We start from the raw sequence: 24,813 nt of genomic DNA on the forward strand, positions 1-24,813 counted from the left end.
GCCCCTGCGCGGCAAGATCCTGAACGTCGAACGCGCCCGCTTTGACAAGATGCTGTCCTCGGATCAGGTCGGTACGCTGATCATGGCGCTGGGCGCCGGCATTGGCCGCGATGAGTTCGACATCAACAAGCTGCGCTATCACAAGATCATCATCATGACCGATGCTGACGTGGACGGCGCGCACATCCGGACGCTGCTGCTCACCTTCTTCTATCGTCAGATGCCGGAGATTATCGAGAAGGGCTATCTCTACATTGCCCAGCCGCCCCTCTACAAAGTGTCGCGTGGCAAGTCCGAACGCTATGTGAAGGACGTGCCGGAACTGGATGCCTACCTGATCGAGGAAGGCACGACCGGCGAAGCGCTGATCCTGCCGGATGGCAGCCAGATTGCGGGCGAAGATCTGCGTGACCGCGTGCGTCAGGCCTCCAACTTCAAGGCCAATCTGGCCCGCCTCGCCCTGCGCGCGCCGGCAGATCTGATCGAACAGGCCGCCATGGCCGGGGCGATGGCTGCAGGCGCCGGAGAGACCGAAGCCCAGCTGACGGCAGAGCGCATGAACCGCTTTGCCGAAGAGGGCGAAGACACCTGGGAAGGCCGCTTTGTCGAAGGCGCCCTGGTGCTGCAGCGTACCGTGCGCGGCGTGGACGAAACCTCTGTGCTGCCCGCCCCCCTGCTGGCCAGCCAGGATGCCGTCCGCCTGGCCGAGCGCGCCAACTCGCTGCGGGATATGTATGAACAGCCGCTGATCCTGCGCCGCGACAAGGGCGGGGAAATCACCGTTCACGGACCATGTTCCCTGTTCGCGGCCGTTCTGGAAGCAGGCCGCGACGGCATCAAGATCCAGCGCTATAAGGGTCTGGGGGAGATGAACGCAGACCAGCTCTGGGAAACCACGCTGGACGCCAATGCCCGCACCCTGCTGCAGGTGCGCGTCGACCATGCCGACGAGGCCGACGAAATGTTCACCAAACTGATGGGCGACGTCGTGGAACCCCGCCGGGAGTTCATCGAAGAGAACGCGCTGGATGCTGAGGTAGACGTCTAGCATCCACACGCCGCATCCCCGGGCTTGCCCCGGGGCCTTCTGCGGGCGGCTCCCCGCGCGTGCCGCAAAAGACTCCGGCATGCGCCGGAGATACGGACAAGAGGCAAGCCAACAGGCTTGACGCATGGCGCGCAGTATTCCCCTATCTTCTTGAAGGGGGGAATATGGCATGGCGTTTTACGTCTACATCATGACGAACAAACCGCGCGGAACCCTCTATTGCGGCCAGACAGACGACATAAACCGCAGAGCCTGGGAGCACCGCAACCGGCTCATCAAAGGGTTCACTTACAAATACAATTGCCAGATGCTGGTCTGGTATGCGGGCTTTGATACACGCGAGGCCGCTATTGATCGTGAGCGCCAGATCAAAAACTGGACACGCGCGTGGAAGATAGATCTTGTTGAGAAGACAAATCCAGAGTGGCGCGATCTCGCCACCGCGCTCATCTGACACGCGACGGAACCCCCGCCCGTTCCCCACGTTTCTTTCATTGAGATGAAAGGAACACCGCTTATGAAAGCCAAGTCCGAAGCCCAGCAGAAGGCCGCCGGCGCGGCGCTGGCCGCCAAGCGTGGGGACATGCCGAAATCGAAACTCCAGGGCGCCTCCAAGGAGATGTATGAGACCATGACCGAGGACGAGCTCGACGACATGGCCTCCACCTCTCACGACAATCTGCCCGAAAAGAAGGAGGCCTAGTACATGGACCGCAAGCAAGTCTGGGATACTGAAAAAAGCTTCTGGCTCGAAGGGCCGGATTTCTACCGTGACCGGATGGTGTCTGACGCCTTCATGGTCTATCCCGCGCCGACCGGCATCCTGATCGGGGCCGACATTCTGCACGCGCTGGAACAGGCGCCGCGCTGGGAAACGATCGACATCAAGAATCAGCAACAGCTGGATACAGGCGACACGACCGTTCTGGCCTACACGGCCACGGCAACCGTCGATGGCGCAAAGCCCTATCAGGCCCTCTGCTCCAGCACATATGTCTGCATTGATGGCCGCTGGAAACTAATGTCCCACCAGCAGACGCCCGTGTCATGAGCTACGCCAAAGGCACGCAGGTAGAGTGGGACTGGGGCAAGGGCACCGGCCAGGGCAAGGTGACAGAGGTGTTCACCGATACGGTTGAGCGCACGCTCAAGGGCGCCAGCGTGAAACGCAATGCGACAGAAGACGACCCCGCCTATCTGATCGAGCAGGAAGATGGCGACGAAGTGCTGAAAAGCCATACCGAGCTGCGCAAGGCCTGAGACCTGGGGTGCAAGAATGTCTGTAAACGTCTGAAATAAAACCCGCTTTCCGGGGGATAGGCGGCGGCCCGAATGGGCCATACCCCCCGCAACGCCGCCCCATTCCGCCCCGCGCGCCATGGGGATATCCCGCGCCCAATCCTGCGCAATGCAAGGCATGACAGGGTTGGCGCATGACGTATAAGAGCCCCGATTTCCTTATCCATGCCGGCCGGTTTACCGTGCAATGGCTGGACCATGCCACCGCCGGCTTCCGGCGCGCGCTGGGGCTCACCCTACTGCCGGCCCTGCCCTTTCTGCCACGTTGGCAATTGCAGCAGCTGACCCGCTTCCTCTCCCATGCCGAGCCGGTGATGCGCCGTATCCTGTATCTGATGGCGGCTGAGCTTGGCGCCCTTCCCGTCCGGGAACGGACATCCCCCTCTGTCCCGACAGGCGCGCCCTCCCCGGCCCGGCCTGCAAAGACACCCCGCCCGCTTTTCCCTCAGCCGCGCTTTCGCCTGACCGAACCGGAAGACCGCCCGGAGGCGACGCGCCCCCCGCCGCCGAAACGCTTTCGCACCGGCCCGCGCATCCGCCGCTTCGATGTGGAAACCCCTGTCGACCTGTCGGAATATCCGGCGCAGCCTGACGATCTTCTGCCCTCGGCGCGTCAGGTGCGCCGCCTGCTGGCGCTGGAAGATGTGTTTGAGAACATGTCGCGCTATGTCACCGCCCTGCGGCGCCTGATCGGCAAGGCACAGCCCATCTTGCGCCGCGCCCTGCCGCCCGCCTTCCGGCGTAGGCCCCTGACACCACAGCAGCAGCAAACGGCCTGTGACTTCCACGCCGAAGCCGCACGCTTGGCCTTCAATACATCCTGATACGTCTCTTGAAATCAGATGCCTTGCCGGACGGGCCCTGCCCCGCACCGGCCCTTTGTGCTGCGTGAAACATCACCCCACCAGACTCAGCCCCACGCCGGCAAAGCGGATTTCAAATCCATCCACATCCAGCCCCAGCTCCCTTGCCCGCGCCAGCACGGCGTCGCGATTGTCCACCTGTATTCCGAATGCCGCCAGCCGCTCCACCGCCCCCTTGCGGAAGATCAGGGCGCCATCCTCAACATACAGCGTCGGGCCATCCACGATCAGGCCCAGCGCCAACGCCCAGCGGCCTGCCAGGCTAAGCGGGTCCGGCGTCTCGATGGCCAGGCTGACCAGCCTTCCGGGTACAGACCGCTCCCGCCAGTCCGGACCGCCCCATCGCCAGCTGCCAGAGGGGCGCGGCTCATCAACCGAGACAATGCCCCCGCCAATATCGGCCGGATGCAGATGGCTGGCAGAAATGTCCGGCAAATCAATATTCCACACTCGGCGGATGCCCAGACTGTCCACCCGTGCGCGCAGGGATTTCAAATTCCCGGTCTGGAAGATGGCCATATAAGCGCCCTCCCCATAGCGCGTGAGGAAACGCTGCGCGGGGGCATCGTCTTTCACGGGAACAACGACTTCCAGAAACTGGTCGCCTATCGCATAGACGCGGTTTTCCAGGCCAAACTCAGCGACGCCCGGATCGACAAAAGACTCCCCCAGGCCCAGCAACTCCCCCAGCTGGTCTGCCGTCTCCAGAGTCTTCGCGGCGATCACCAATTGCCGTATGCGTGGTACCGGCATGCCATTTCCCCTATAGTTTTTTCTTTGTTAGCGGACACAATAGCATAACAAACGCAACGCTATCACACCTGAATTGACCCTTTAGCAAAGACACGCCACCAAGGGCCAATGAACGATCACACGCACGATTCCTCCGACCACGATCACGAGCATGGGCACGACCATGGCGATCATGGCCACTCCCACGGGCACAGCCACGCACATGGCCATGGCCACAGCCATTCCCATGATGCGGACATGACGACAGCGGATTCGCGCCGCCGCGTTGCCCTGGCGGCCATGCTGACGGCGGCCTTCATGGGGGCGGAGATTGCCGGCGGCCTGATCTCCGGCTCCCTCGCCTTGCTGGCGGATGCCGCGCATATGCTGACCGATGCGGGCTCGCTGGCCCTCGCCTGGATCGGCTACAAGCTGGCCGAGCGCCCGGCAGACCCGCAGCGCTCCTATGGCTTTGCGCGGACGAAAATCCTCGCCGCCTTCACCAATGGCATCCTGTTGATATTGCTGTCGATCTGGATCGTGTGGGAGGCCATTCACCGCCTGATGGAGCCGGTGGAGGTGATGGGCAATGTGCTGATGCTCGTCGCCGTCGGCGGTCTGCTCGTCAACATCATTGCCTTTGCGATCCTGCATGGTGGCAGCAAGGAAGACCTGAACCTTCAGGGCGCGCTATGGCATGTGCTGGGCGATCTGCTCGGCTCGGTCGCGGCGATTGTGGCGGCGATCATCATCATGACGACCAGCTGGATGGCGGCAGACCCGATTCTCTCTGTCCTGGTGGCGATTCTGGTTCTGGTGGCCGGTGTGCGCATTGCCCGCCAGTCAGGGCACATCCTGCTGGAAGGCACGCCGGAGGGCCTGTCCCCGGCGGAAATCCGCGCGGATCTGGTGGAAGAGATTGAAGGTGTCGCCGAAGTCACGCACATCCACGCCTGGGCGCTGACTGAGCACAAACCCCTGATTACGCTGGAGGTTTCCGCCGCCCCCGGCACGGATCTGGATCTCTTGCGCCAGCAGGTCAAAGCCCGCCTGGCAGACCGGTTTGACGTCTCCCATGCCACGGTGGAGATCGTTTCCGCCACCGCCGAGCCCAGCGGGCAGTGTTCACATTGATATGAGCGCGATAGCGCTTTAAGGCTCATGCAGCAGTCCCTATATGCGGGGCCGAGAGAACACGAAAACAAGATGGCGGAGCCTTTCCATGGCTGAGACGAAACATACCGAAATCCTCATCATCGGCTCTGGCCCCGCGGGCTGGACCGCAGCGGTGTATGGCGCGCGCGCCATGCGCGAGGTGACGGTGGTGACGGGCATCCAGCCGGGCGGCCAGCTGACCATCACGACCGAAGTGGAAAACTATCCCGGCTTCACAGAGATTCAGGGCCCGGACCTGATGGTGAAGATGCAGGAACATGCCGAGGCCATGGGCGCCAAAGTGCTGAATGATCACATCGCAGAGGTGGATTTCGACTCCCGCCCCTTCCGTGCGGTGGGTGAGAGCGGCACGGTCTACACCGCCGATTCCGTCATCATCGCGACCGGCGCGCAGGCCAAATGGCTCGGCCTGCCCAGCGAGGAGAAGTATAAGGGCTTTGGCGTTTCTGCCTGCGCCACCTGTGACGGCTTCTTCTATCGCGGCAAGGAAGTGCTGGTTGTCGGCGGCGGCAATACGGCCGTTGAAGAGGCCCTGTTCCTGACCAATTTCGCCTCCAAGGTCACCGTCGTGCATCGCCGCGACGGCTTCCGCGCCGAGAAGATCCTGCAGGATCGCTTGTTCAAGAACCCGAAGGTGGAGATCATCTGGAACAGCGTTCTGGATGAAGTGCTGGGCGAAGGCGACCCGGCCGGCGTCACCGGCGCACGCATCAAGAATGTCGAGACTGGCGAAACAACCGACATTCCTGTCCACGGCGTCTTCATCGCCATTGGCCACGCGCCCTCAACCGAGCTGTTCAAAGGCAAGCTGGAGATGAAGGACAATGGCTACCTCATCACCGCGCCGGATTCGACCGCGACCGGCATTCCCGGCGTGTTCGCGGCGGGCGATGTGACGGACGAGACCTATCGCCAGGCCGTCACGGCGGCCGGCATGGGCTGCATGGCCGCGCTGGAAGCCGAACGCTTCATGACGGAGCAGGAAGCCCACGCGGAGTCAGTTGCTGCGGAATAAAGTCTAGCGCCTGACAGGCTATGCGCGAATGCGATAGTCACACATGACCATTATGTTGGAACGCATACAATTATCGCGGCAAACATCACGCATTTCCGTTACACGCTAATCACTGTGTCCCTTGATGACACCTCAAAAAGCCACTCTTTGGCATGAGAGTGGCTTTTTTCATGCTTTACACGGCGTTTTTCCAGACAGGTTCCTAACCGCTCCGAAACGGAGTGATTTTCTGAGCCGGTCCCATTCAACCTGTAGGACGTACTGCACAGTCGCATAAGTTAACAGCAAATAAAGGCTGCGCACGGATCATCCTTAACGCCAAAAGCGTAATATGGGTTACGTAGAACTACCTATAATTGCTAACCTCCAAGTAACCTGTTTGCGCTCTCATAGCCTCATGTTCAAAAGCTTCCCATGGGGAGCGTTTTCGTTTACGGAGACGGAATTCATGTTGAGAAAAGTCGTCCTTGGCACGGCCTTGATACTCTGTACCCCAACCGCTCTGGCAGATACCGCTACAGGCAATCTTCAGGTTCAGGCCGTTGTGCTGAACACCTGCGCCGTGGCGACTCTGCCGGTTGTGTTTGCAGATGTCGGCCTGACCTCCACCACCGCGAATGGCACCATTACGGTGACATGCACCAATACGGGCGGTTTCACAGTGGCCCTGAATGGCGGAGGCTCTGGTGACATAGCCGCCCGTGAATTGAGCCACCTGACTGAAACCTCCAGTTTTGAATACCAGCTCTACACCGATGCCGGCTTCAGCACGGTCTGGGGAGATGACTCCACAGGCTCCACCGTATCCGGAACCGGCCCGCTGGATGTTCTGACCGTGTACGGCCAGACCACGAGCACGCCTGAGATAGCCGGTTCTTACAGCGACAGCGTTCAGGTCACAGTGACTTTCTAACAGGAGGCTCACATGTGGCGAACAGGTCTTGCGGCTTTCTTCGCCCTGATCCTGACGGGCCCTGCCCTGGCGCAGGGCCTGACAGTGTCACCGATCCGGATTGAGTCTCCGCCACAGGGTGGGCCGAACTCCATCCTGATCGGTTCCCAGCTGGAACAGCCGATCACCGTACAAGTAAGGGCCTTCAGATGGACCCAGACGGACGGCGAGGATCACCTTGCCCCGGATCCGGACCTGCGTCTGGCACCTGAGATCTTCACGGTTTCACCAGGCAAGGCCCAGACCATCCGCATGCTTGTGCCGAATACGGAAGGCACAGGTAATTGGCGGCTGGTAATTGACGAATTGCCCACCCCTTCTTCTGCAGGCCCTGTTCCGGCCAATGGCCCGACGCAGCTGAACATCCGCATCCGCTATGTGCTGCCCATGTTCAGCAGCACCGCTGCTCCCGCCGATGCGCTCAGCATCCGCCGGGAGGAGGATGGCATCACCCTGACCAATCACGGCAAGGGCTATCTGCGCCTTCATGATATGGCGCTGACACATGCTGGCGGCGAACGGGTCCCGACCAGCCCGCCGCTGGTCTATATCCTGCCTGGCGCCAGCATATCCGTGCGCGATGGCAATGGCAGCCCGGATGCGGAGATGACCGCCCTGCACTTCCGGATAGATGGCAATGCGCACACGCGGGACCTGAAGCCGGACCCGTGATGCGTCTGGGCCTTGTCTCTTCTTCCAGCGTGCTGGTCAGCCTGGCCGCCAGTGCCGTGGAGATTCCTGATACGCCAAACGCCGGAGCGCCTTCGGCCTCCCCTTACCTGCTGGTGGAAATGAAGGTGAACGGACAGACCAGCCAGAGCGTGGTGGAGATTGTGAAAGTCTCCGCGGCCTGTGACCAGATCGCAGTGCGCTACCTGAACCTGGCCGGGCTTTACAATGCGCCGGAGACCGCAGTCTGCCTGCAGGATGTGCCCGGCATAGACTACCGGATCGACACAGCGACCGCGACGCTGGAAATCTTCACGCGCGCCGAACCGGAATTGCTGGCCGCACCGCACCATGCTCGCCCCACTTTCTTGCGCCCCACACCCGGCCTGCTGGGAAGTTACAGCCTGTCCGGCCAGCGCGTGGAAACGGAGAATGATACGGACTGGAACAGCTTCGGCAGCCTGTCCCTCGGCTTCTATGCCCCGGCCGGGCGGCTGGAGAATGAAGTCATCGCCAGCGTCACGGAGGATCGCTCCAATGTCCAGCGTATCCGGACGGTCTACCAGAAGGACTTCCCGGACAGTCTGACGACGCTGAGCCTGGGCGATAGCTTCACCCGCGCGCCCCGCTGGGGCCGTGTCACCGCCTTTGCCGGGTTGCAGATCGGCACGGATTTCTCGATGGACCCTGAAGGCAATTACATGCCCTTCCAGATGTTGAAAGCCCTGCTGCGCGACCAGTCCGAAGTCAACATTCGCATCAATGGCGTCACGCGCCGGCATGTCGGGGTAGATCCCGGCATGACCGAATTCGATATCGCCCCCCAGACCGGCCTCAATGAAGTGGAGATGGTGATCCGGGAGGAGACCGGCCTCACCCGGATTGAGAATTTCAGCTTTTTCAATTCCCGCACGGCCCTTGCGAAAGGGCGCACGGACTATTCGGTCAGCCTGGGCGTGCCACGCCGCTATGTCGGGGCCGAGGCCGCCTATCTGGACCGGGTGATCGGCAATGCCTATCTGCGCCGCGGCCTCAGCAATGAGGTGACAGGCGAAGTCTATCTGGAAGCCAGTAATGAAGGCATGCTCGCAGGCACTGGCGCACAGCTGACCACAAGACATATCGGTGTGCTGAATGTCTCGGCTGCGCTCAGCGAGTCTGATGAGAGCGGCACCGGCGGCCTCTTCGCCGTCGGCTTTGAGCGCATCACCCGGCGCACCTCGCTGCAGCTGGAAGCGCGGTTTGCCGGCGATGCCTATCGCGATAGCGTGTCGGCCAATGGCGTGCCCTTCCCTGACCGGACAGTCCGCGCCAGTGTCGGTGTCGCCACCGGGCTTGGCTCTTTGCGGGCGTCCTATCAGGAAGAAGAGGATATTGATCTGCGCGACCGGCGCTTTGCCGCCCTGTCCTGGGAGCGCCCTTTTGAAAGCCAGAGGATCTCTGCCTTTGCCAGCGCCTATCACGATATGGAACAGGATGAGAGCGGCCTCAGCCTCGGCCTGCGCGTCCGGTTTGGCAACAACAAGACCGCCAGCCTCAGCCGCACACAATTGGACGATGACTATGCCAATGTCCTGCAGGTAAACGGCTCTTCGGGAAAGAATGACAGACTGCAATGGTCTGCTCAGGCCACGGATGGCAACCGCACCGACAGCGTTCAGGCCTATGGCACCCTTCAGGGTCGCCAGGCCGAAATGTTCGCCAATGTCGGCCTTTACGAGTCCATGAACCAGGCCTCAGCCGGCATTCGCGGAGGCTTTGCCATGGCGGGCGGCATGCTTGCGCTGCGCCGCTATGCCGGCACATCCGCCGCGCTGGTGAATGCGGACGGACTGGTGAATGTGGACGTGTTCCATGATGGCCGCCCGGCCGGGCAGACCAATAATGACGGGCGCATCCTGATCATGGATCTGCGGGCACATGAGGCCAACAAGCTGAGCCTGGAGCCGGAAGACCTGTCTCTGGACTATGCCGTCGAGACATATGAAAAATCCGTACGCCCCATGCGCGGCATCGTGCAGGTGGACTTCAAGGCCCGCCGCGCCCTGTCGCTGGCCTTCACCATTATCCAGCGTGATGGCAGCCCCCTGCCCGTCGGCAGCACGGTGCGCATCCTTGATACCGGCGAACTCTGCCCGGTCGGCTATGACGGCCGGGCCTGGTGTGAGCACATTCTGGATGACCAGACCGTGGAGGTTGTCACCCCCGAAGGGCGCTTTACGCAGAGGGCCGACCAATTGAGAGAGGAAGGCGTGATGAGACTGATCGATGCCCCTTCCCTGCGCATGGCGAGTACGGACAGATGATGAAGCGCCTTTTCTCTCTCGCGCTGGCTCTATGGCTGGCCCATGCGCCGCCATCCGAGGCGCAGCTGGGCACAGGCGCCACCTGTTCCGTCTCTGCATCGCCGATGCAGTTCATTTCCTATAATGCCTTTCTGGATCTTCCGAGCGATACGGTCTCTACCGTGACGGTCACCTGCTATGGCCTGCTGAACGTCAACATTCCCTACCAGCTGCGCCTGTCCTCGGGCCAGTCCGGCGACATCAATGCCCGCCATATGACCAGTTCCGGAAGTTCGGACCAGCTGTCCTATCAGATCTACACAAACCTGCTGCGCACCAATGTCTGGGGCAATGGCACTCAAGGCAGCCAGATCAATGGCACGATGCTGGTGCAACTCATCGCCACGTCTTCCCTGCATACGGTGTATGGCCGCGTGCCCGCCGGTCAGGTCGTGCAGTCAGGCACGTATGATGACTCGCTGCTGGTCACAGTCGTCTTCTAGGCCCGCCCGCCTACAGCATACGGGCCGCCAGCGCCTCGGCCTCTGCATTGCCCCGCTGCAGCTCTGCCTTCAGCGTGGCGGCGCGGGCCTGCATCACCTCCTGAAGTACGCTATGCGTCGGCACGGTCAGCGCCGCTTCAAGTGCGGCGGCAATTTCGTCATGATATTTGCGGCAATTGAGCGCCGCCAGCGCGCGCGCCCATTGCCAGTGGAGGGCGGCGTCTTCCGGATCGGTGGCAATCGCGGCCTCATAATGCGCGCGGCCATCCTTGACGCTGGCGCCCATGATCATCGCGCCAATGCGCCCGCCGCGGCGCACCACTTCAACATTCCAGACAGACAGGAAACCATGGGCGTAGACATTGCCGGGATCATCTTCCAGCACGCTGCGCGCCAGATCCCGCGCCTCCTCGCCCCAGCCTGTCTTGCGCGCGGCACGCGTCGACATGGGCCGCAGGATCAGTGACAGGGCAATCGCCCGCTGCAGGCGGCCTTCCACATGTTTGGGGTCTATGGCGAGCGCGGCATCGGCCTTGTCCAGCGCGGCATGCAACAGGGCTTCGGGCGGATCGGATGGTCCGGACATCGCCTCCGCCAGCAGGGCCCGCGCGCTGAAGGCCAACTCATCAGGGTCGGTCGTGTCAGACGCCTCCGCCAGGGCGGCCTGATACTCCCCCGCCGCAAACGAAGCCTCCGCCGCCCCCAGCTCCGCCGTCGCCGCCCCGGTAAATACCAGCGCGAACGCCGCAAGAAATGCCAAAAGCTTCTGTCTCATTCCCAAGAGGATAGAGCGCCTATGCCAGACTGGTAAGCCCTTGCCGCAAGTTTTAAGGTGAAAGGCCTTCTTCCTAAAAAGAGAGTCTACCCATGACACTTGCCCGTATCGCCTGCTGGAATGTGGCCTGGCATGGACAAACCAGCAAGCGCGGAAAGCTGGCCAATGCGCACCTGGAATCCACAGAATTTGATGTTGCAGTCATCTCCGAAACCAATTCCGGGAATGATCTGGGCTGCCATATGATCAGTGGCGGCGCGTCATGGGGCTACCCCATTTCTGTTGCGAGTCGCCGCAAGATCGCCCTCCTCTCGCGCAACCCCTGGAAGGACACAGTCTGCCTGGAAGGCGCACGCCCTCTTGCTGGCCGCTATGCCTCCGGAACAACCACGACGCCCGCTGGGGAGGTACGGGTAGTTGGCGTTTGCATTCCCTGGTTCGCCTGTCACGTTTCCACCGGCGCGCGAGACCGCAAGAATTGGGAAGAGTATGAAAGCTTTCTGAAGGCCGTTGAACCGCAATTGCGCGCCGAGCGCGACACCGCCCTGCCCCTGATTGTGGCGGGCGATTTCAACATGCCGATCCCACACCATTCAGGGCAGCCGCCGCAGGCGTATCATCAATTGCTTGAGCTGCTTGGAAGGGTCGGTCTTGAGGTCGTCACGTCTGCACAGGCAGTGCCCAGCGGGAAGCCGCGATTACTCAATCATATCTCAGTTCATGATCTGCAGACTCATTCTGTGACCACATGGTCCAATGTGCTGAACGATATGGAACTCACAGACCATGCCGGCGCCCTGGCCGAATTGGCCCGGCCTTGAGCCGCTTTAACCAAGCGTCCCAATCCCAACATGAATGCATTCCAGAGGATGAATGGTGGTTCGGGGGAGACTTGAACTCCCGACCTCGCGATTATGAGTCGCGCGCTCTAACCAGCTGAGCTACCGAACCGATCGCTGATGCGAAGGGCGCCTCATACACGCGGTTTCGCCGCCCTGCAAGCACCTGTCCTGCACTCGATGCAGACATTTCGCGTACATTGGCCGATGCGTCGCAGGGGCCGATGCGTCGCAGGCACGCGCGGCAGGGCCTGGCCACAGCACTGGCACGGGGGGGCCCTGCCCCGGTCAGTCCCGATTGCTGACCAGCAGCACGGCAATCACCAGAGCCTTGATCCGTGGCAGCCAGGCCAGAACCGCCCCGATCACCATGCCCGCCGAGATAGGCAACGTGACCCACATTGGCCAGCCGGACATCGAAATGAACAGGGTGAGCGCCACCAGCACAGGGCCGAGCGTCAGCACGGTGAGCCAGGCCGGGCCATCCTCGGCCGGGATCTCTCCAATAGGCTCCCCACAAACCTCGCAGGTGTCGACCTGTTTCAGATAGGCGCGGAAGATATGCCCCTTGCCACACACCGGACAGCGAAAGCGCAGGCCGCGCCAGATGGCGGTGCGCAGTCGGGGCGTCGGATAGGCATGGGCAGGCTGGGTCATGCGGCCAGCTGTGCGCCTGCCCGCGAGCCAAGGCAAGACGGTGTGAGCGCGCACCTGAACATGTCAGGAGGGCGCAGCAGAAAGGCTCAGGCGAGCTGGCGGATGTCCCGCCCGGCTTCGGCCTCGGCCTCCTTGTCGGCGATCAGGATGTCCGCCAGCGTGGCGACAAGGGCGCGCGGACGGATCGGCTTTTCGATCATCGTGGTAAAACCGGCGCGCTGGCAGGCCAGCCGACGTTCCGGGCTGACATCAGCGGTGACGGCGATGATCGGCGCGGCGGCATTCGGACCGTCTGAGGCGCGCAAGGCTTTCAGCACCTCTTCCCCTTCCGTACCGGGCAGGTGAATGTCTGTTAGAATGGCCTGATAGGGGGTAATGAGGGCGCGGTCGATGGCGCCTTCGCCCGTCTTCACGGCGTCGACCTCCCAGCCCGCTGCAGAGAGGGCGCGCGTAATGACCAGCGCGCTGACGGCGTGATCCTCTGCCAGCAGGATGCGGCCTAGATCGAACGCCCGCATGCGGGGCTTTGCCGGAAGGCTGGAAACGGCCAGGCGGGGCCCGGCCTTCTGAACCGGCAGCGTGACCGTGAAGATGGAGCCGCCCTGCGGATTGTCTGCCAGGGTGATCTCTCCGCCGAGACGGCGGGCAAGGCCCTTGGCGATGGACAGGCCCAGGCCAGAGCCACCATGCGTCTTCGCGGTTGATGGCGCGGCCTGTTCAAAGGCCTCGAACAGGCGGGCCTTGTTGGCATCACTGATGCCACAGCCGGTATCTTCCACGGTCATGCGCAGCTTGAGACTGCCAGCCGCCTCGAAGGTGGACAGCTCCACGCCGATATAGCCGCGCTCGGTAAATTTCAGCGCATTGCTCATCAGATTGAACAGGATCTGGCGGATGCGCATCGCATCGGATTCAAGACGCGGGACGGCATCGCCCGCCACCTTGATACGCAGATCCAGCCGCTTGCCCGCCATGCGCGATTGCCACAGATCGCGCGCATCACTGGCGAAGTCCCGCAGGTCAAACGGTGCCTGACTGACCGACAATTTGCCGGCCTCAAGACGGGAGAGGTCCAGGAGGTCATTCAGCAGGCGGTCCAGATGGCTGCCGCTTTCGGAGATGGTGCGCGCCAGGCGCTTGGCCTCTCCACTGGTCTGGTCCTGCACCAAATCTGCCACGCCCAGAATGCCGGTCAGCGGCGTGCGGATTTCATGGCCGACAAAGGCCAGGAAGCGGGATTTCTCCAGCGCCAGCTCTTCAGAGTCGCGGCGGGCCTTGATCAGCTTTCTCTGGGCAGACTGCATCGCGCGGGCGCGGGCGGCATTTTCCTGCGCCACAGCGGAGAGCAGCGCCTGTGGGCTGATCAAGCCAACATAGCGCCCGCCCGACAGAACGATAACGCCCGCATTCAGCGCGCTGGTCGAGCCATCAGCGGCGAGCTTTGCGACCAGGCCGACCGGGGTGCCCTCTTCCGCCATGACCGGCGCAGGCAGCATGTATTCGGTCACCGGCAGCGCAGCGATCTGCGCGCGCAGATCCGGGCGGGACATGGCTTCGGTAATCGCCTGGCGCGTCACCATGCCCAGAGCGGCGCCACTGCGCACAACCGGCATGGCAAACAGGGAGGGATCAGACAGGAACTGGCCCAGCACGGCGGACACGGTGGCGGCTGGCGGAACAGGCCGCACAGCGACCGCGATATCTTCTACACGTACCGGCATTACAGCTAGGCAGCCCCCTAGAATGGTTAAGGCCGCCACCTTGCGCCATAAACCTTTACGCGCCGCAAACACATCCCTAACCAAAAATGAACGCCCGAACCTGTAGCAGGCCGGGCGTTCATGATTTCAAAATGACTTGAAGCGTAAGGGCGCGGGAACGCGCTATTTCACGTCGCTGCGATGGTTCACGATCTTGCCGACGAGACCGTAATCGACGGCTTCTTTCGCGCTCATCCAGAAGTCACGATCCGTGTCTTCCTTGATCTGCGCCAGCGTCTTGCCGGTGGCTTCCGCAAAGATGTTGTTGAGGCGTTCGCGCATCTTGATGATCTCGCGGGCCTGAATTTCAACATCGGTCGCCTGACCGCCGACACCGCCGCGCGGTTCATGAAGCAGGAAGCGCGTATTCGGCAGCGCGTAGCGGTTTTCCTTCTTGGCGGCGGCATAGATCAGCGCGCCAGCAGACGCGACCCAGCCTGTGCCGAGGATTTTCACCGGGGCTTCGACGAATTTGATCATGTCGTGGATCATGTCGCCGCTTTCGACGTGGCCACCCGGCGAGGAGAGCACCAGAAGGATCGGCTCCTTGCTTTCGGACGACAGCGCCAGAAGGCGCTCCGACACGCGGCGGGCCTGCATGAAATCAATCCCGCCGGTCAGCAGGATAGTACGGGCCTTGAACAGCGCTTCTTCGAGAAACGCGTTCGGCTCAGTGGTTTTCTTGTCCTCATTCTCATCGTCGAGGCTGTAATTGCGAGTCATGCGGTCTCCCGGACTGGTGGAATCTGTCTTGGCTATAGGTGAGGCTCCGCGCGCGCCGGGTCAAGGTGAACACGGCTTTCCGCTGGTGAATTTCCCCCGCCGGACGGGCAATCTGTCGCAAAACCTGCTGCGAAGCCCCCAGAAACCGAGGATCGCGCCGCATCCGGGCGGCATCGGCATGTTTCCGGCAATCCGCTAGGCCGCCTCAGCAATGATCCGGGAGACATCTTCAGCATAGCGCTGGGCCTTTTTCTCGCCCACGCCGCTGATCATGCGCAGCTCGTCCGCGTCTGTGGGGCGGTCTCGCGCGATCTCCGCCAGAGTGCGGTCATGGAAGATGACATAGGGCGGCACGCCGCGCGTCTTCGCTGTCTCTGTTCGCCAAGCACGCAGTGAGTCGAACAGCGCCTGATCGCGGTCCGAGAGGTCTGCCAGCGCCTGTGTCGCGGCGGCGCTGCGGCCCTTTGTGCGCTTGCGACTGGCAGCAGGATCAGCGCGCAGCAGGATCGTCTTGTCTCCCCGGAACAATTCGCGGGCGATTTCGGCGTCCGGCACGACAACGGCCGGGCGGTTGACCTCTCCCCCCTCCGCCAGAAGGCCATCATAAAGCAGCGCATCAAAGACGCGGCCCCAGCCCTGCTTGGGCAAGTCCTTGCCGATGCCAAAGGTGGAGAGCGCCGCCATTTCCTGATCGAAATCATCACGCGCCTGCCCCAGCAGATGATTGACCAATCGTCCGCGTCCGATCTTCTGGCCGCAGCGCAGAACGGCAGAGACCGCCATCTGCGCCCAGCGCGTTGCATCATAGGGCTCTCCGCTTTCACCGCGGCAGATGTCACATGCCCCGCAAGGCTGGACATTCTCTTCGCCGAAATAACGCCGCACGGAGGCGCGGCGGCATTCATCACCATCAAAAAAGGCAAACAGCTGGCGCGTCTTGGTGATCTGTACACGTTTGATCGTGTCCGGCGCATCGCTCTCATAGGTCCAGCTCAGCGAGCGGCGCATGTCAGCCGGGCCGTAGAGCGCGATACCCTCAGCCGGTTCACCGTCGCGCCCTGCGCGGCCGACTTCCTGCCAGTAGGCCTCCAGCGTCTTGGGCGGGTCGGCATGGATGACGAAGCGCACATCGGGCTTGTCGACGCCCATGCCGAACGCGACCGTGGCGCACATGACGAGACCGTCTTCCAGCAGGAAGCGCCGCTGGCGCTCGGCCCGGACATCGGCGTCCAGCCCGGCATGGTAGGCGAGCGCGGGCATGCCGGACCGCTCCAGCGCTTCGGCCAGATCCTCGGTGGCATTGCGGGTCGCGGCATAGACGACGCCCGACAGGCCCTTGCGCGCTTTGACGAGGGACACGACACGCTGTGTGCGGTTGCCTTCCTTCGGCTCTGCGGCCAGCGCCAGGTTCGGACGGTCAAAGCTCGCGACATGCTGGGCCGGTTTGGTCAGGTCTAGTTGGGCCAGAATGTCTTCGCGCGTGCGGGCGTCTGCTGTCGCCGTGACGGCCAGGCGCGGCACACCGGGGAACAGGCCTTTCAGGCGGCCAAGCGCGCGATAGTCCGGACGGAAATCATGTCCCCACTGGCTGACGCAGTGCGCCTCGTCCACCGCGATCAGGGAAATGTTCATCTGCGACAGGCGCTGGGCGAGGCCATTACCGATGCCTTCGGGCGAGACATAGAGCATGTCCATCTCGCCGCGCGCAGCCGCCTCCAGCGCCTCGGTCCGGGCATTGAAATCCATCGAGGAGTCGAGCCGTTCGGCCCGCACGCCGACCTGTTTCAGCGCGTCCACCTGATCGGCCATCAGCGCGATCAGCGGAGAGACGACGATGCCCACCCCTTCGCGCAGGATTGCCGGGATCTGGTAGCAAAGCGACTTGCCGCCGCCGGTCGGCAGCACGGCCAGCGCGTCCCGGCCCGCCAGCACATCCTCGATCACATTCTCCTGTAGACCCCGGAACGCATCATAGCCATAAATGCGCTTCAGCAGCGCACGGGCATCATCAAGTGTGGGACGGGCAGACATGGCGCCCGTTGTGGCGGGCGAAGTGAGTCGGGGCAAGAGGCTGTGTGTGCCGTGATGCCCTCACCTCCCCCGCCCTGACGGGCGCGGGCCCCTCGCATCACCAATGGGAGGCAAGGGCCGAAAAATCTTGCGGTTGTGATCATTCCTCCATAAATTGAAAGAGGAAGGGATTGATTGATGGAGCCGGAAAAGCCGCTCGACACCAAAGACCGTGAAAGCCTTGGGCGGCTGCTGCGTCGGCGCGAACGCAGAGTAAAGGCCAGCGCCAATCCCAATACAGAGATCAAAAGCTGGGCAGAGTATGGCAGCGTCACGCTGACGCCCGGCCCAGACAGAAGCGACGCTACCCGCTGGGTTGTGATTATCTTAGCCCTTGTCTTTTTATTCGGTCTGCCGATCGCCATTGCGCTGATGCAGCCACTGGACCTGATACATCCAGGAACCTATAGCAACGACCTTCTGCTCGTTTGGTCCACGTTTTTAAAAACACTGATCTTTCTGACGTGTTTTGCCATCGCTTGCCTAGTCGGCCTTGGCTTGCTGTCCCCCTTCATGTGGCTCTACGCCAAAATGGATAGCGACACTGTGAAAGACAGGGACCGTTTAATCAGGCGTGCCGAACGCCTCAACCAGGAACGTATGGCGGCGGGCGACGGCGAGAGCGTCGCGGGCATAGCCGCCGCCGAGGACACCGCAGACGGGCACACCGGCTGACCGGCAGGCGCGGGCGACATAGGTATCGCGGGCCTTCAGGCCATCATCACTGAGAGACAACAGCCCCAGCCTATCCTCCTCATGCGGATCGACCCCGGCATTATAGAAGACAATATCCGGCGATGTGCCGAGCGCGGCATCGACCAGATCTTCCAGCGCGGACAGATAGGCCGCATCGCCCGCCTCTTTCGGCAGGCCGATGTCGAGATCAGAGGGCGGCTTGTCGCGCGGCCAGTTCTGCTCGCAATGCAGCGAGGCGGTGAAGACGCGCGGATCATAGCGGAAGATCAGCGCCGTGCCATCGCCCTGATGGACATCGCAATCAATCACCGCAACGCGTTGCACGCTCCGCTCATCCAGCAGCAGCTTTCCGGCGACGCCGACATCATTGAACACGCAAAAGCCGGCCCCGCCCTCCGGCCCGGCATGATGGCTGCCGCCTGCCAGATTCACCGCGGCCCCCTGCTCCAGCGCATGGCGCGCGGCAAGGATGGTGCCCGCGACAGAGGCCGAGGAGCGCCGCGCAATGGCGGGCGTGATCTCGAACCCGATCTTGCGGGCGGCTTTGGCATCCAGTGTTTGCGTCAGGATCGCAGTGACATAGGCCTCGTCATGGGCCAGCTGCAACTCGTCCGCGCTGGCATAGCCCGGCAGGATGAAGTCATGGCCCGCCTCGCGCAGCAGCCCTGCCACGAGGGCATATTTGCGCATCGGGAAGCGGTGGTCATCGGCCACAGTCTTCGCGTCATAATCGGGGTGGTGGACAATCGGCAGGCGCATCAGGCCCGGAACCTAGAGGGTTTTCCACTCATTTCCACTTATTCCAAGCAGGCATAAGTGAATTCAGGCGCACCCGCCTACTGGCCCTGCCAAAGCCTGCGCATATTCGCTGCAACAGATGCGAAAGGAGATCGAGATGATCGATTTCAGACCCTTCAACAAGCTTGGCCGGTTCCGGAATGACTGGCTGAACGCCAATTACCATTTTTCATTCTCTGGCTATCATGACCCCAGCCGCATGGGTGAAGGCGCCTTGCGGGTATGGAATGATGACACGATCCAGCCGCAGACTGGCTTTCCGCCCCATGGCCACCAGTCGATGGAGATCATAACCTATGTCCGCAAAGGTGCGATCACGCACAAGGATTCCATGGGCAATACCGGCCGCACGGAGGCCGGTGACGTCCAGGTGATGAGCGCCGGCAGCGGCATCCAGCATTCGGAATGGAATGCCGAGGATGAGGAAACCACGCTGTTCCAGATCTGGATTCTGCCCCGCACGCAGGGCGGCCAGCCGGGCTGGGGCGCGCGGAAATTCCCGAAGGGGGACCGGTCCGGCAAATGGGCAATGCTTGCCTCTGGCAGCGGCGAACAGGACAGCCTGGTGATCAATCAGGATGCCAATGTGCTGGGCGCAACGCTGAAAGCTGGCGAAAGCCTGACCTATGAAGTGAAAGCCGGTCGGCATGGCTATCTCGTACTGGCGGAAGGCTCTGTCAGGCTGAATGGCCAGGTCATGAATGCCCGCGACGGCGCAGCCATTACCGGCGCGGAAAGCCTGATTCTGGAAGGCATAGAGGACGCGGAAATCGTGTTTGTGGACACGATTTAAGATGCCTCACGCGGGTGTGACTTTTGGTGAGCGAGGGCCAGTGATAGGCTGCATACATAACAGATCAGGAGATACTCCGATGAAAAAACTAGCCCCCCTTGCCGCTTTTGCCCTGCTGGCCTCACCAGTGGCGCTTGCTGGCGAAATCAACGTCACCTACTCCCCCGAATTTTCCGAGAAGCTTCAGGATGATTATGGCATGCGCGAGGGAGAGTACCTCTCCCATGAAATTCAGGAAGACCTGACGCGCGAGCTGTCCAAGGCGAAACTGGATATTCCGCGCATCGATGTGACGATTATCAAGGCGCAGCCGAACAAGCCGACCTTCAAACAGCTCGGCGATACGCCCGGCTTGGATTACGGCGCATCAAAAAGCATTGGCGGCATGAAACTTTCTGCCGTGGCCTACGACGCCGATGGGAACCCGACAGGCGATCTGACGTATAAATGGTACGAAACAGATATCCGTCTGGCCGGGATCACCACTTGGCAGGATGCCCAGCGGGCCTCTGACAGATTCTCACGTAAATTCGTGAAAGACCTCACCGCAGACAAGGGCGGCAGCTAACCCCCCTCACCCCTTTGTCTGGCCCCCAAGGAGCCCCCGGATGCCTCGCATTCGGGGGTCTTCTTTTGTGTTCAGAGAACCAGTTCGCAGCGCTCGTTCAGGCTGGGCCGTGCCAGCGCCACACGCTTCAGGCCCGGCAGGCCATCTGCCAGATCCGCCGCCGCCCACAGGCAGATACGCTCCAGCGTCGGCACTTCGAGGCCCGGAACTTCGTTCAGCAGCGTATGGTCCAGCTTGGCCGCCGTGGCCTGCAGGCATGCCGTCAGATGGGAGAAATCCTCCACCCATTGCTCACCCGGCTTCACAACGCCCGCAACCGTTGCCTCCAGCTGGAATGAATGGCCGTGCATATTGCGATAGGGATGGCCTTCCGGTTTGCCGCCCATGAAATGCGCGGCCTCGAAATTCACCGATTTGGTGATCTCGAAAACGCGGCCTTCCGGGGAAAGCGACGGGCGCGCGGCGCTGGATGTTTCAAGCTTCGTAGTCATGGCGGTTTGGTTCAACGTCCGGTATCTGGCGGGCCGGAATATGCTGCCCGCACGAATTTTGCCCCCAAATGATGGAAAACAGGCAAAAAGTCCAGTTTTTAAGGCTGTTTCGGCTGCAGTAGGCTCCGTCCGCCCCTAGCGGCTGGCAGCCCATTTCTCCCAGCCTCTGGCGCGCAACTCACACGCCGGACAGGTGCCACAGCCATGCCCCCAGTCATGCAGCTCGCCGCGCTCGCCCAGATAACAGGTATGGGTGTCTTCCACGATCAGCCGAACCAGCGCGTACCCGCCCAGCTGGTGCGCCAGCGCCCAGGTTTCGGCCTTGTCGATATACATCAGTGGGGTGTCTATCTGTATGGGAACGTCGAGCCCTAGACGCAGGGTTTCAGCCTGCGCGGCCATCGTGTCGGCCCGGCAATCAGGATAACCGGAATAGTCCGTTTCGCACATGCCGCCGACCAGAACGCCGATGCCCCGGCGGCTCGCAAGCGCCCCTGCCAGCGTCAGGAACAGCAAATTGCGCCCGGGAACAAAAGTTGACGGCAGGCCTGCCTCGGTCATCTCGATGCTGACCTCATGCGTCATGGCCGTCTCGCCCAGGCTTTTCAGCACGGTGGCGTCCAGCATGTGATCCTCGCCCAGACGGTCGCCCCAAAGGGGATTTATCGCCGCGATTCCCTTGCGGACAGTCTCCCTGCAGGTCAGCTCTATCCTGTGGCGCTGACCATAGTCGAAGCCCACGGTCTCCACTCGCTCAAAGCGCGAAAGCGCCGAGGCCAGACAGGTCGTCGAATCCTGCCCGCCGGAGAACAAAACCAATGCAGAAGAAGAAGGATCAGCCATGTCTTCGCCTGTATCAGGCCGGACAGTTACGGCCAAGCTGGGCGTAACATTTTTAACACCCGCTATTTTTTCCCGATGTCTTACGCTTCGGCAATGTTGACAGACCCGTCATCCATGCAGTCTGATACAAAGTGAAGCAGGCCCGACAAGAGGCTCGCTCGGTACAAATTGCTCGAGGCCAGCAATCAAGCGGCCCGAGGGGAGGAAACAAAACATGCGACTCAAAAGACACTCGAAGTGCGTCTGGCTGGCAGGTGCGTCCGCCATGGTGATCGGCCTGGCCGCTCCCGTTGCGATTGCACAAGAGGAAACCGACGACATCCAGCGCACGCTGTCCACCGTGACGGTGACCACGCAGAAAACGGAAGAATCCATTCAGGATGTTCCGATTGCGGTTTCAGCCTTTGATGAAGCCGCCCTGGACAAGATGCAGCTCGCTGGCGGGCCGGACCTGGTCAAATCCATTCCGAACGTCAACTTCACCAAGGGCAACTTCACCGGGTACAACTTCCGTATCCGCGGCATTGGTGTGGATGCGGTCTCTACGTCCGGTGACGCCGGTGTGGGTGTACATATCAACGATGTGCCACTGACGGCCAACGCCTTCTTCGAAGCAGAATTCTACGATGTGGAACGCATCGAGACCCTGCGTGGCCCGCAAGGTACCCTGTATGGCCGGAACGCCACGGGCGGCGTGGTCAACATGATCACCGCCAAGCCTGTGCTGGGCGAATGGCAGGGCAATGTCAAAGCCACAGTCGGCAATTACAACACGCACAAATTCAAGGGCATGCTGAACGCGCCTCTGGGCGACACTGCCGCCCTGCGCATCGCCGGCTCCTACCTTGAGCGCGATGGGTATGTGGACAATCTGACCACCCAGAACGACATCGACGACCGCAATCTTTATGCGATCCGCGGTTCATTCGCATGGGAACCAACGGACCGCTTCCGCGGCTTGCTGATGGCGGAGTATTTCAAGGAAGACGACAACCGCCTGCGCTCCGGCAAACAATATTGTAAGAAAGACCCGACCAAGACCTCCTTCGGTGGCATTCCGATTTCGGCCTTTGACCAGATCATTACCTCTCAGGGCTGTGTCGAGGCAGACATCAATGATCCGGCCTCTCTCGGCGGTGTGAACACGGCAGGTACGCTGGCGGGGTCTCTCGGCATCCTGGCCGGTCTGGTTGGCGGCATTGATGCCAATGGCAACGCGGTCAATGTCGATGCGAACACCAGCGGGATCAATCCGGGCCTCCGCACACTGGAGAGCTTCATCGATCCGACATATGAGTCTGAGCAGACCCTGTATATGTGGAGAGGTGAATACGATCTCACTGACGCACTGACCCTGACCTATCTGGGCAGCTATAACGAGTATGAGTCTATCTCTCAGGAAGACTATAACGAGTATGGCGCTGACGTGAATTTCAACACGGCGGCCAGCCCGTTCATCGCCCTGAACGGGGCAACCGCAGGCGCATTTGCCGCCCTGTACCCGAGCCTGTTCCCGGGCGGCGTTGTCGCAGACCCACAAATGGGCCTGACCACAGCCCCGGTCGCAACCGACATTTCCGGGGCCTATGCCGAACAGACCACACACGAAGTTCGTCTGCAGTCTGACTTTGACGGCCGGTTCAATTTCAACCTGGGGGCCATCAAGGTTGATTATGAAACCAATACGGATCCGAAGCTTCAGGAAAGCTATTATGTGATGTTCAATGCGGCCTCCGCATTCATCCAGTTGAACAACGCAGCTTCCATGATCGCAAACGGCGTACCGGCCTTTACGATTGCGGATCCGGCAAATGCCGGTGAAACGCCGATCGACAATCTGAACGGCAATGGGCGCAACTATTTCCGCTCGATCACGCCTTATACCCTCGACAGCTTCGCAGTGTTTGGGGAAGGTTATTACGACGTCACCGACGATCTGCAGCTGACGGTCGGCCTGCGCTATACCAGCGATGACAAGGAAGTTGGCCGTATCCCAACCTTCCTGCTGGTGCCGGATGCTGTGCGTCCTGACCCGCTTGCCTATGTGCCGGTACCAGGTGCATCAAACGATCTCGGCGGCGACGGTACCTACAATGTCACGTTCGAAGAAGTCACTGGCCGGGTCGGTCTCGACTGGTCTCCGGAGCTGAGCTTCACTGAAGACACGCTGATCTACGGCTTCTACTCACGAGGCTATAAGGGTGGTGGTATCAACCCGCCGCAGCCAGCAGACACACCGGACGCCTTCCCGCAATTCTTCGATCCGGAATTCATCAATTCCTATGAGATCGGAACGAAGAACACGCTGGCTGGCGGCGCACTGCAGCTGAACGCAACTGGCTTCATGTATGACTATGAAGGCTATCAGATCAGCCAGATCGTCAACCGGTCTTCGGCCAACTTCAACGTCGATGCCAAGATCAATGGCTTTGAACTTGAAACGGTCTGGAACCCGGTCTCTACATTCGTTCTGAACGCCAACCTCGGCCTTCTGGATGCGAAGGTGAAGGATACCTACGGCATCGACGTTCTGGACCGCACCAATGGTCGGGCAGATTTGGTAACGCTGAAAACCTTCCCGTCTGCTTCCAATTGTGTGGTCTCCGCACAGGGCTATGCGACTGTGCTCGGCGCGATCCAGGGCGGCTTTCTTGACCCGGGTTCAACTTTGGGTCTCTGCACCGGCGACTTTGTCGGACAGGAAGCGGCTCTGGGCCTCGGCGGTGTGACCGTCAGCTATGTCGACTCCGATGGCGTCACGCAGACAGTTTCTGCGCTGACCCCGTTCGATGGCGAAGCCAAGAATCTGGATGGTAACAAACTGCCCGGTACGCCGGACACGACGTTCAGCTTCGGGGCTGAGTACACCTGGCTACCGAGCGGTCAGGGCACGTTGGCCGACTGGTCCGCAACGGCTCGCGTCGACTATTACTATCAGGCTGACAGCTACAGCCGCGTCTGGAATACCGGCCGCGACCAGCTGGAAAGCTGGGACAACATCAACCTGTCCATGCGCTTCGACAATGAAGCCAACAATGTCTCTGTCGAGATCTTCGGCAAAAACATTGCGGATGATGATGTCATCACCGGCGCGTATCTGACCGACGACTCCTCAGGCCTGTTCACGAACGTGTTCCTGAACGAGCCGAGAACCTTCGGTATCAGCGTCAGCAAAACCTGGTAAATCAGGCGCATTGAAACCAAGCATCGGGGGGCGGCCTGACAGGGCCGCTCCCTTTTTATTTGGCCTTGGCTGCC

The 24,813-nt window shown here is 61.3% G+C and carries 26 protein-coding genes and 1 tRNA gene; 17 read left to right on the forward strand and 10 right to left on the reverse strand.

The features are described 5' to 3' along the window. The 6 genes from HY29_RS06300 to HY29_RS06325 all read left to right on the forward strand — a co-directional run. Positions 1-1,048, forward strand: a 1,048-nt coding sequence (locus HY29_RS06300; protein ID WP_034794330.1) for a toprim domain-containing protein, incomplete at its 5' end; no start/stop codon positions are given. A gap of 169 nt (positions 1,049-1,217) precedes the next feature. Beyond that, entirely contained in the window at positions 1,218-1,502 is a 285-nt protein-coding gene (locus HY29_RS06305; RefSeq protein ID WP_034794332.1) for a GIY-YIG nuclease family protein, read from the forward strand. Positions 1,503-1,565: 63 nt separating this feature from the next. After that, entirely contained in the window at positions 1,566-1,751 is a 186-nt protein-coding gene (locus HY29_RS06310) for a DUF3008 family protein (RefSeq protein ID WP_034794333.1), read from the forward strand. Positions 1,752-1,754: 3 nt separating this feature from the next. Next, positions 1,755-2,099, forward strand: a complete 345-nt coding sequence (locus HY29_RS06315) for a DUF4440 domain-containing protein (protein ID WP_034794335.1) — start codon at positions 1,755-1,757, stop codon at positions 2,097-2,099. Then, complete coding sequence (locus HY29_RS06320; RefSeq protein ID WP_034794336.1) at positions 2,096-2,308, forward strand: hypervirulence associated TUDOR domain-containing protein; 213 nt, start codon at positions 2,096-2,098, stop codon at positions 2,306-2,308. The genes HY29_RS06315 and HY29_RS06320 overlap by 4 nt, the downstream gene beginning before the upstream one ends. Before the next feature lie 173 nt (positions 2,309-2,481). Beyond that, positions 2,482-3,171, forward strand: coding sequence for a hypothetical protein (locus HY29_RS06325; RefSeq protein ID WP_034794337.1), 690 nt, complete (start codon positions 2,482-2,484; stop codon positions 3,169-3,171). Between the two features lie 72 nt (positions 3,172-3,243). On the opposite strand, the gene HY29_RS06330 is transcribed toward HY29_RS06325, so the two are convergent. Beyond that, a complete protein-coding gene (locus HY29_RS06330) occupies positions 3,244-3,963 on the reverse strand; it encodes a VOC family protein (RefSeq protein WP_034794339.1) in 720 nt (239 codons plus the stop codon). 108 nt (positions 3,964-4,071) lie between these two features. Between HY29_RS06330 and HY29_RS06335 the strand changes: the two genes are divergently transcribed. The 6 genes from HY29_RS06335 to HY29_RS06360 all read left to right on the forward strand — a co-directional run bounded on the left by HY29_RS06335 (position 4,072) and on the right by HY29_RS06360 (position 10,542). Then, on the forward strand, positions 4,072-5,076 hold the full coding sequence (locus tag HY29_RS06335; protein ID WP_081811260.1) for a cation diffusion facilitator family transporter: 1,005 nt from the start codon (positions 4,072-4,074) through the stop codon (positions 5,074-5,076). A gap of 88 nt (positions 5,077-5,164) precedes the next feature. Beyond that, complete coding sequence (gene trxB / locus HY29_RS06340; RefSeq protein ID WP_034794346.1) at positions 5,165-6,133, forward strand: thioredoxin-disulfide reductase; 969 nt, start codon at positions 5,165-5,167, stop codon at positions 6,131-6,133. A 448-nt stretch (positions 6,134-6,581) separates the two neighbouring features. Further along, the gene (locus tag HY29_RS06345; RefSeq protein ID WP_051601206.1) at positions 6,582-7,046 is read left to right on the forward strand and encodes a Csu type fimbrial protein; all 465 of its coding nucleotides are present in this window, start codon (positions 6,582-6,584) and stop codon (positions 7,044-7,046) included. A gap of 12 nt (positions 7,047-7,058) precedes the next feature. Beyond that, on the forward strand, positions 7,059-7,757 hold the full coding sequence (locus tag HY29_RS06350) for a fimbrial biogenesis chaperone (protein ID WP_034794349.1): 699 nt from the start codon (positions 7,059-7,061) through the stop codon (positions 7,755-7,757). Next, a complete protein-coding gene (locus HY29_RS06355; protein ID WP_034794352.1) occupies positions 7,757-10,060 on the forward strand; it encodes a fimbria/pilus outer membrane usher protein in 2,304 nt (767 codons plus the stop codon). Before HY29_RS06350 ends, HY29_RS06355 begins: the two co-directional genes overlap by 1 nt. Then, positions 10,057-10,542, forward strand: a complete 486-nt coding sequence (locus HY29_RS06360; RefSeq protein ID WP_034794355.1) for a Csu type fimbrial protein — start codon at positions 10,057-10,059, stop codon at positions 10,540-10,542. Before HY29_RS06355 ends, HY29_RS06360 begins: the two co-directional genes overlap by 4 nt. Before the next feature lie 10 nt (positions 10,543-10,552). Here HY29_RS06360 and HY29_RS06365 read toward each other — a convergent pair whose 3' ends face one another. After that, a complete protein-coding gene (locus tag HY29_RS06365) occupies positions 10,553-11,302 on the reverse strand; it encodes a tetratricopeptide repeat protein (protein WP_155838227.1) in 750 nt (249 codons plus the stop codon). A 107-nt stretch (positions 11,303-11,409) separates the two neighbouring features. Here HY29_RS06365 and HY29_RS06370 point away from each other — a divergent pair, with 107 nt between their 5' ends. Continuing rightward, positions 11,410-12,138, forward strand: coding sequence for an endonuclease/exonuclease/phosphatase family protein (locus HY29_RS06370; protein WP_051601208.1), 729 nt, complete (start codon positions 11,410-11,412; stop codon positions 12,136-12,138). Between the two features lie 53 nt (positions 12,139-12,191). Here HY29_RS06370 and HY29_RS06375 read toward each other — a convergent pair. From HY29_RS06375 to recQ, 5 genes are all read right to left on the reverse strand, one after another. Further along, positions 12,192-12,268 (reverse strand) — tRNA-Met (locus HY29_RS06375). 176 nt (positions 12,269-12,444) lie between these two features. Further along, the gene (locus HY29_RS06380) at positions 12,445-12,813 is read right to left on the reverse strand and encodes a DUF983 domain-containing protein (protein ID WP_034794373.1); all 369 of its coding nucleotides are present in this window, start codon (positions 12,811-12,813) and stop codon (positions 12,445-12,447) included. 86 nt (positions 12,814-12,899) lie between these two features. Beyond that, positions 12,900-14,534 carry an ATP-binding protein gene (locus HY29_RS06385; protein ID WP_051601209.1) on the reverse strand — a complete coding sequence of 545 codons (1,635 nt, stop codon included), beginning with the start codon at positions 14,532-14,534 and terminating at the stop codon, positions 12,900-12,902. 162 nt (positions 14,535-14,696) lie between these two features. Further along, positions 14,697-15,296 carry an ATP-dependent Clp protease proteolytic subunit gene (locus HY29_RS06390; RefSeq protein WP_034794376.1) on the reverse strand — a complete coding sequence of 200 codons (600 nt, stop codon included), beginning with the start codon at positions 15,294-15,296 and terminating at the stop codon, positions 14,697-14,699. Positions 15,297-15,491: 195 nt separating this feature from the next. Beyond that, positions 15,492-17,327, reverse strand: coding sequence for a DNA helicase RecQ (recQ, locus tag HY29_RS06400; protein ID WP_034794383.1), 1,836 nt, complete (start codon positions 17,325-17,327; stop codon positions 15,492-15,494). 174 nt (positions 17,328-17,501) lie between these two features. Between recQ and HY29_RS06405 the strand changes: the two genes are divergently transcribed. After that, positions 17,502-18,041, forward strand: a complete 540-nt coding sequence (locus HY29_RS06405) for a hypothetical protein (RefSeq protein WP_155838228.1) — start codon at positions 17,502-17,504, stop codon at positions 18,039-18,041. On the opposite strand, the gene HY29_RS06410 is transcribed toward HY29_RS06405, so the two are convergent. Continuing rightward, positions 17,931-18,821: a histone deacetylase family protein gene (locus HY29_RS06410; RefSeq protein WP_034794389.1), complete on the reverse strand. Its 891-nt coding sequence runs from the start codon at positions 18,819-18,821 to the stop codon at positions 17,931-17,933. The two genes, HY29_RS06405 and HY29_RS06410, sit on opposite strands and share 111 nt — an antisense overlap. Before the next feature lie 136 nt (positions 18,822-18,957). Between HY29_RS06410 and HY29_RS06415 the strand changes: the two genes are divergently transcribed. Further along, on the forward strand, positions 18,958-19,653 hold the full coding sequence (locus tag HY29_RS06415; protein ID WP_034794393.1) for a pirin family protein: 696 nt from the start codon (positions 18,958-18,960) through the stop codon (positions 19,651-19,653). Between the two features lie 79 nt (positions 19,654-19,732). After that, entirely contained in the window at positions 19,733-20,221 is a 489-nt protein-coding gene (locus HY29_RS06420; protein ID WP_034794396.1) for a hypothetical protein, read from the forward strand. A gap of 71 nt (positions 20,222-20,292) precedes the next feature. Here HY29_RS06420 and HY29_RS06425 read toward each other — a convergent pair whose 3' ends face one another. Together HY29_RS06425 and queC are read right to left on the reverse strand one after the other, a co-directional pair. Continuing rightward, positions 20,293-20,712 (reverse strand): 6-carboxytetrahydropterin synthase, encoded by a 420-nt coding sequence (locus HY29_RS06425; RefSeq protein WP_051601210.1) that lies wholly within the window; start codon positions 20,710-20,712, stop codon positions 20,293-20,295. Between the two features lie 135 nt (positions 20,713-20,847). Then, positions 20,848-21,555 carry a 7-cyano-7-deazaguanine synthase QueC gene (gene queC / locus HY29_RS06430; protein ID WP_034794400.1) on the reverse strand — a complete coding sequence of 236 codons (708 nt, stop codon included), beginning with the start codon at positions 21,553-21,555 and terminating at the stop codon, positions 20,848-20,850. A 214-nt stretch (positions 21,556-21,769) separates the two neighbouring features. On the opposite strand from queC, the gene HY29_RS06435 reads away from it, so the two are divergent. Next, positions 21,770-24,739 carry a TonB-dependent receptor gene (locus HY29_RS06435; protein WP_034794403.1) on the forward strand — a complete coding sequence of 990 codons (2,970 nt, stop codon included), beginning with the start codon at positions 21,770-21,772 and terminating at the stop codon, positions 24,737-24,739. Positions 24,740-24,813: the final 74 nt, after the last annotated feature.

Source organism: Hyphomonas beringensis (assembly GCF_000682755.1).
Lineage (GTDB): Bacteria > Pseudomonadota > Alphaproteobacteria > Caulobacterales > Hyphomonadaceae > Hyphomonas > Hyphomonas beringensis.

What these genes read in the sequence shown, in the direction of transcription:
- HY29_RS06320 (WP_034794336.1), top strand. Translation starts at nt 2,096, where the DNA reads ATGAGCTACGCCAAAGGCACGCAGGTAGAGTGGGACTGGGGCAAGGGC.
- HY29_RS06420 (WP_034794396.1), top strand. Translation starts at nt 19,733, where the DNA reads ATGAAAAAACTAGCCCCCCTTGCCGCTTTTGCCCTGCTGGCCTCACCA.
- HY29_RS06390 (WP_034794376.1), bottom strand. Translation starts at nt 15,296, where the DNA reads ATGACTCGCAATTACAGCCTCGACGATGAGAATGAGGACAAGAAAACC.
- HY29_RS06325 (WP_034794337.1), top strand. Translation starts at nt 2,482, where the DNA reads ATGACGTATAAGAGCCCCGATTTCCTTATCCATGCCGGCCGGTTTACC.
- HY29_RS06380 (WP_034794373.1), bottom strand. Translation starts at nt 12,813, where the DNA reads ATGACCCAGCCTGCCCATGCCTATCCGACGCCCCGACTGCGCACCGCC.
- HY29_RS06415 (WP_034794393.1), top strand. Translation starts at nt 18,958, where the DNA reads ATGATCGATTTCAGACCCTTCAACAAGCTTGGCCGGTTCCGGAATGAC.
- queC (WP_034794400.1), bottom strand. Translation starts at nt 21,555, where the DNA reads ATGGCTGATCCTTCTTCTTCTGCATTGGTTTTGTTCTCCGGCGGGCAG.
- HY29_RS06335 (WP_081811260.1), top strand. Translation starts at nt 4,072, where the DNA reads ATGAACGATCACACGCACGATTCCTCCGACCACGATCACGAGCATGGG.
- HY29_RS06370 (WP_051601208.1), top strand. Translation starts at nt 11,410, where the DNA reads ATGACACTTGCCCGTATCGCCTGCTGGAATGTGGCCTGGCATGGACAA.
- HY29_RS06315 (WP_034794335.1), top strand. Translation starts at nt 1,755, where the DNA reads ATGGACCGCAAGCAAGTCTGGGATACTGAAAAAAGCTTCTGGCTCGAA.
- HY29_RS06410 (WP_034794389.1), bottom strand. Translation starts at nt 18,821, where the DNA reads ATGCGCCTGCCGATTGTCCACCACCCCGATTATGACGCGAAGACTGTG.
- HY29_RS06360 (WP_034794355.1), top strand. Translation starts at nt 10,057, where the DNA reads ATGATGAAGCGCCTTTTCTCTCTCGCGCTGGCTCTATGGCTGGCCCAT.
- HY29_RS06350 (WP_034794349.1), top strand. Translation starts at nt 7,059, where the DNA reads ATGTGGCGAACAGGTCTTGCGGCTTTCTTCGCCCTGATCCTGACGGGC.
- HY29_RS06330 (WP_034794339.1), bottom strand. Translation starts at nt 3,963, where the DNA reads ATGCCGGTACCACGCATACGGCAATTGGTGATCGCCGCGAAGACTCTG.
- trxB (WP_034794346.1), top strand. Translation starts at nt 5,165, where the DNA reads ATGGCTGAGACGAAACATACCGAAATCCTCATCATCGGCTCTGGCCCC.
- recQ (WP_034794383.1), bottom strand. Translation starts at nt 17,327, where the DNA reads ATGTCTGCCCGTCCCACACTTGATGATGCCCGTGCGCTGCTGAAGCGC.
- HY29_RS06345 (WP_051601206.1), top strand. Translation starts at nt 6,582, where the DNA reads ATGTTGAGAAAAGTCGTCCTTGGCACGGCCTTGATACTCTGTACCCCA.
- HY29_RS06355 (WP_034794352.1), top strand. Translation starts at nt 7,757, where the DNA reads ATGCGTCTGGGCCTTGTCTCTTCTTCCAGCGTGCTGGTCAGCCTGGCC.
- HY29_RS06385 (WP_051601209.1), bottom strand. Translation starts at nt 14,534, where the DNA reads ATGCCGGTACGTGTAGAAGATATCGCGGTCGCTGTGCGGCCTGTTCCG.
- HY29_RS06435 (WP_034794403.1), top strand. Translation starts at nt 21,770, where the DNA reads ATGCGACTCAAAAGACACTCGAAGTGCGTCTGGCTGGCAGGTGCGTCC.
- HY29_RS06310 (WP_034794333.1), top strand. Translation starts at nt 1,566, where the DNA reads ATGAAAGCCAAGTCCGAAGCCCAGCAGAAGGCCGCCGGCGCGGCGCTG.
- HY29_RS06305 (WP_034794332.1), top strand. Translation starts at nt 1,218, where the DNA reads ATGGCGTTTTACGTCTACATCATGACGAACAAACCGCGCGGAACCCTC.
- HY29_RS06425 (WP_051601210.1), bottom strand. Translation starts at nt 20,712, where the DNA reads ATGACTACGAAGCTTGAAACATCCAGCGCCGCGCGCCCGTCGCTTTCC.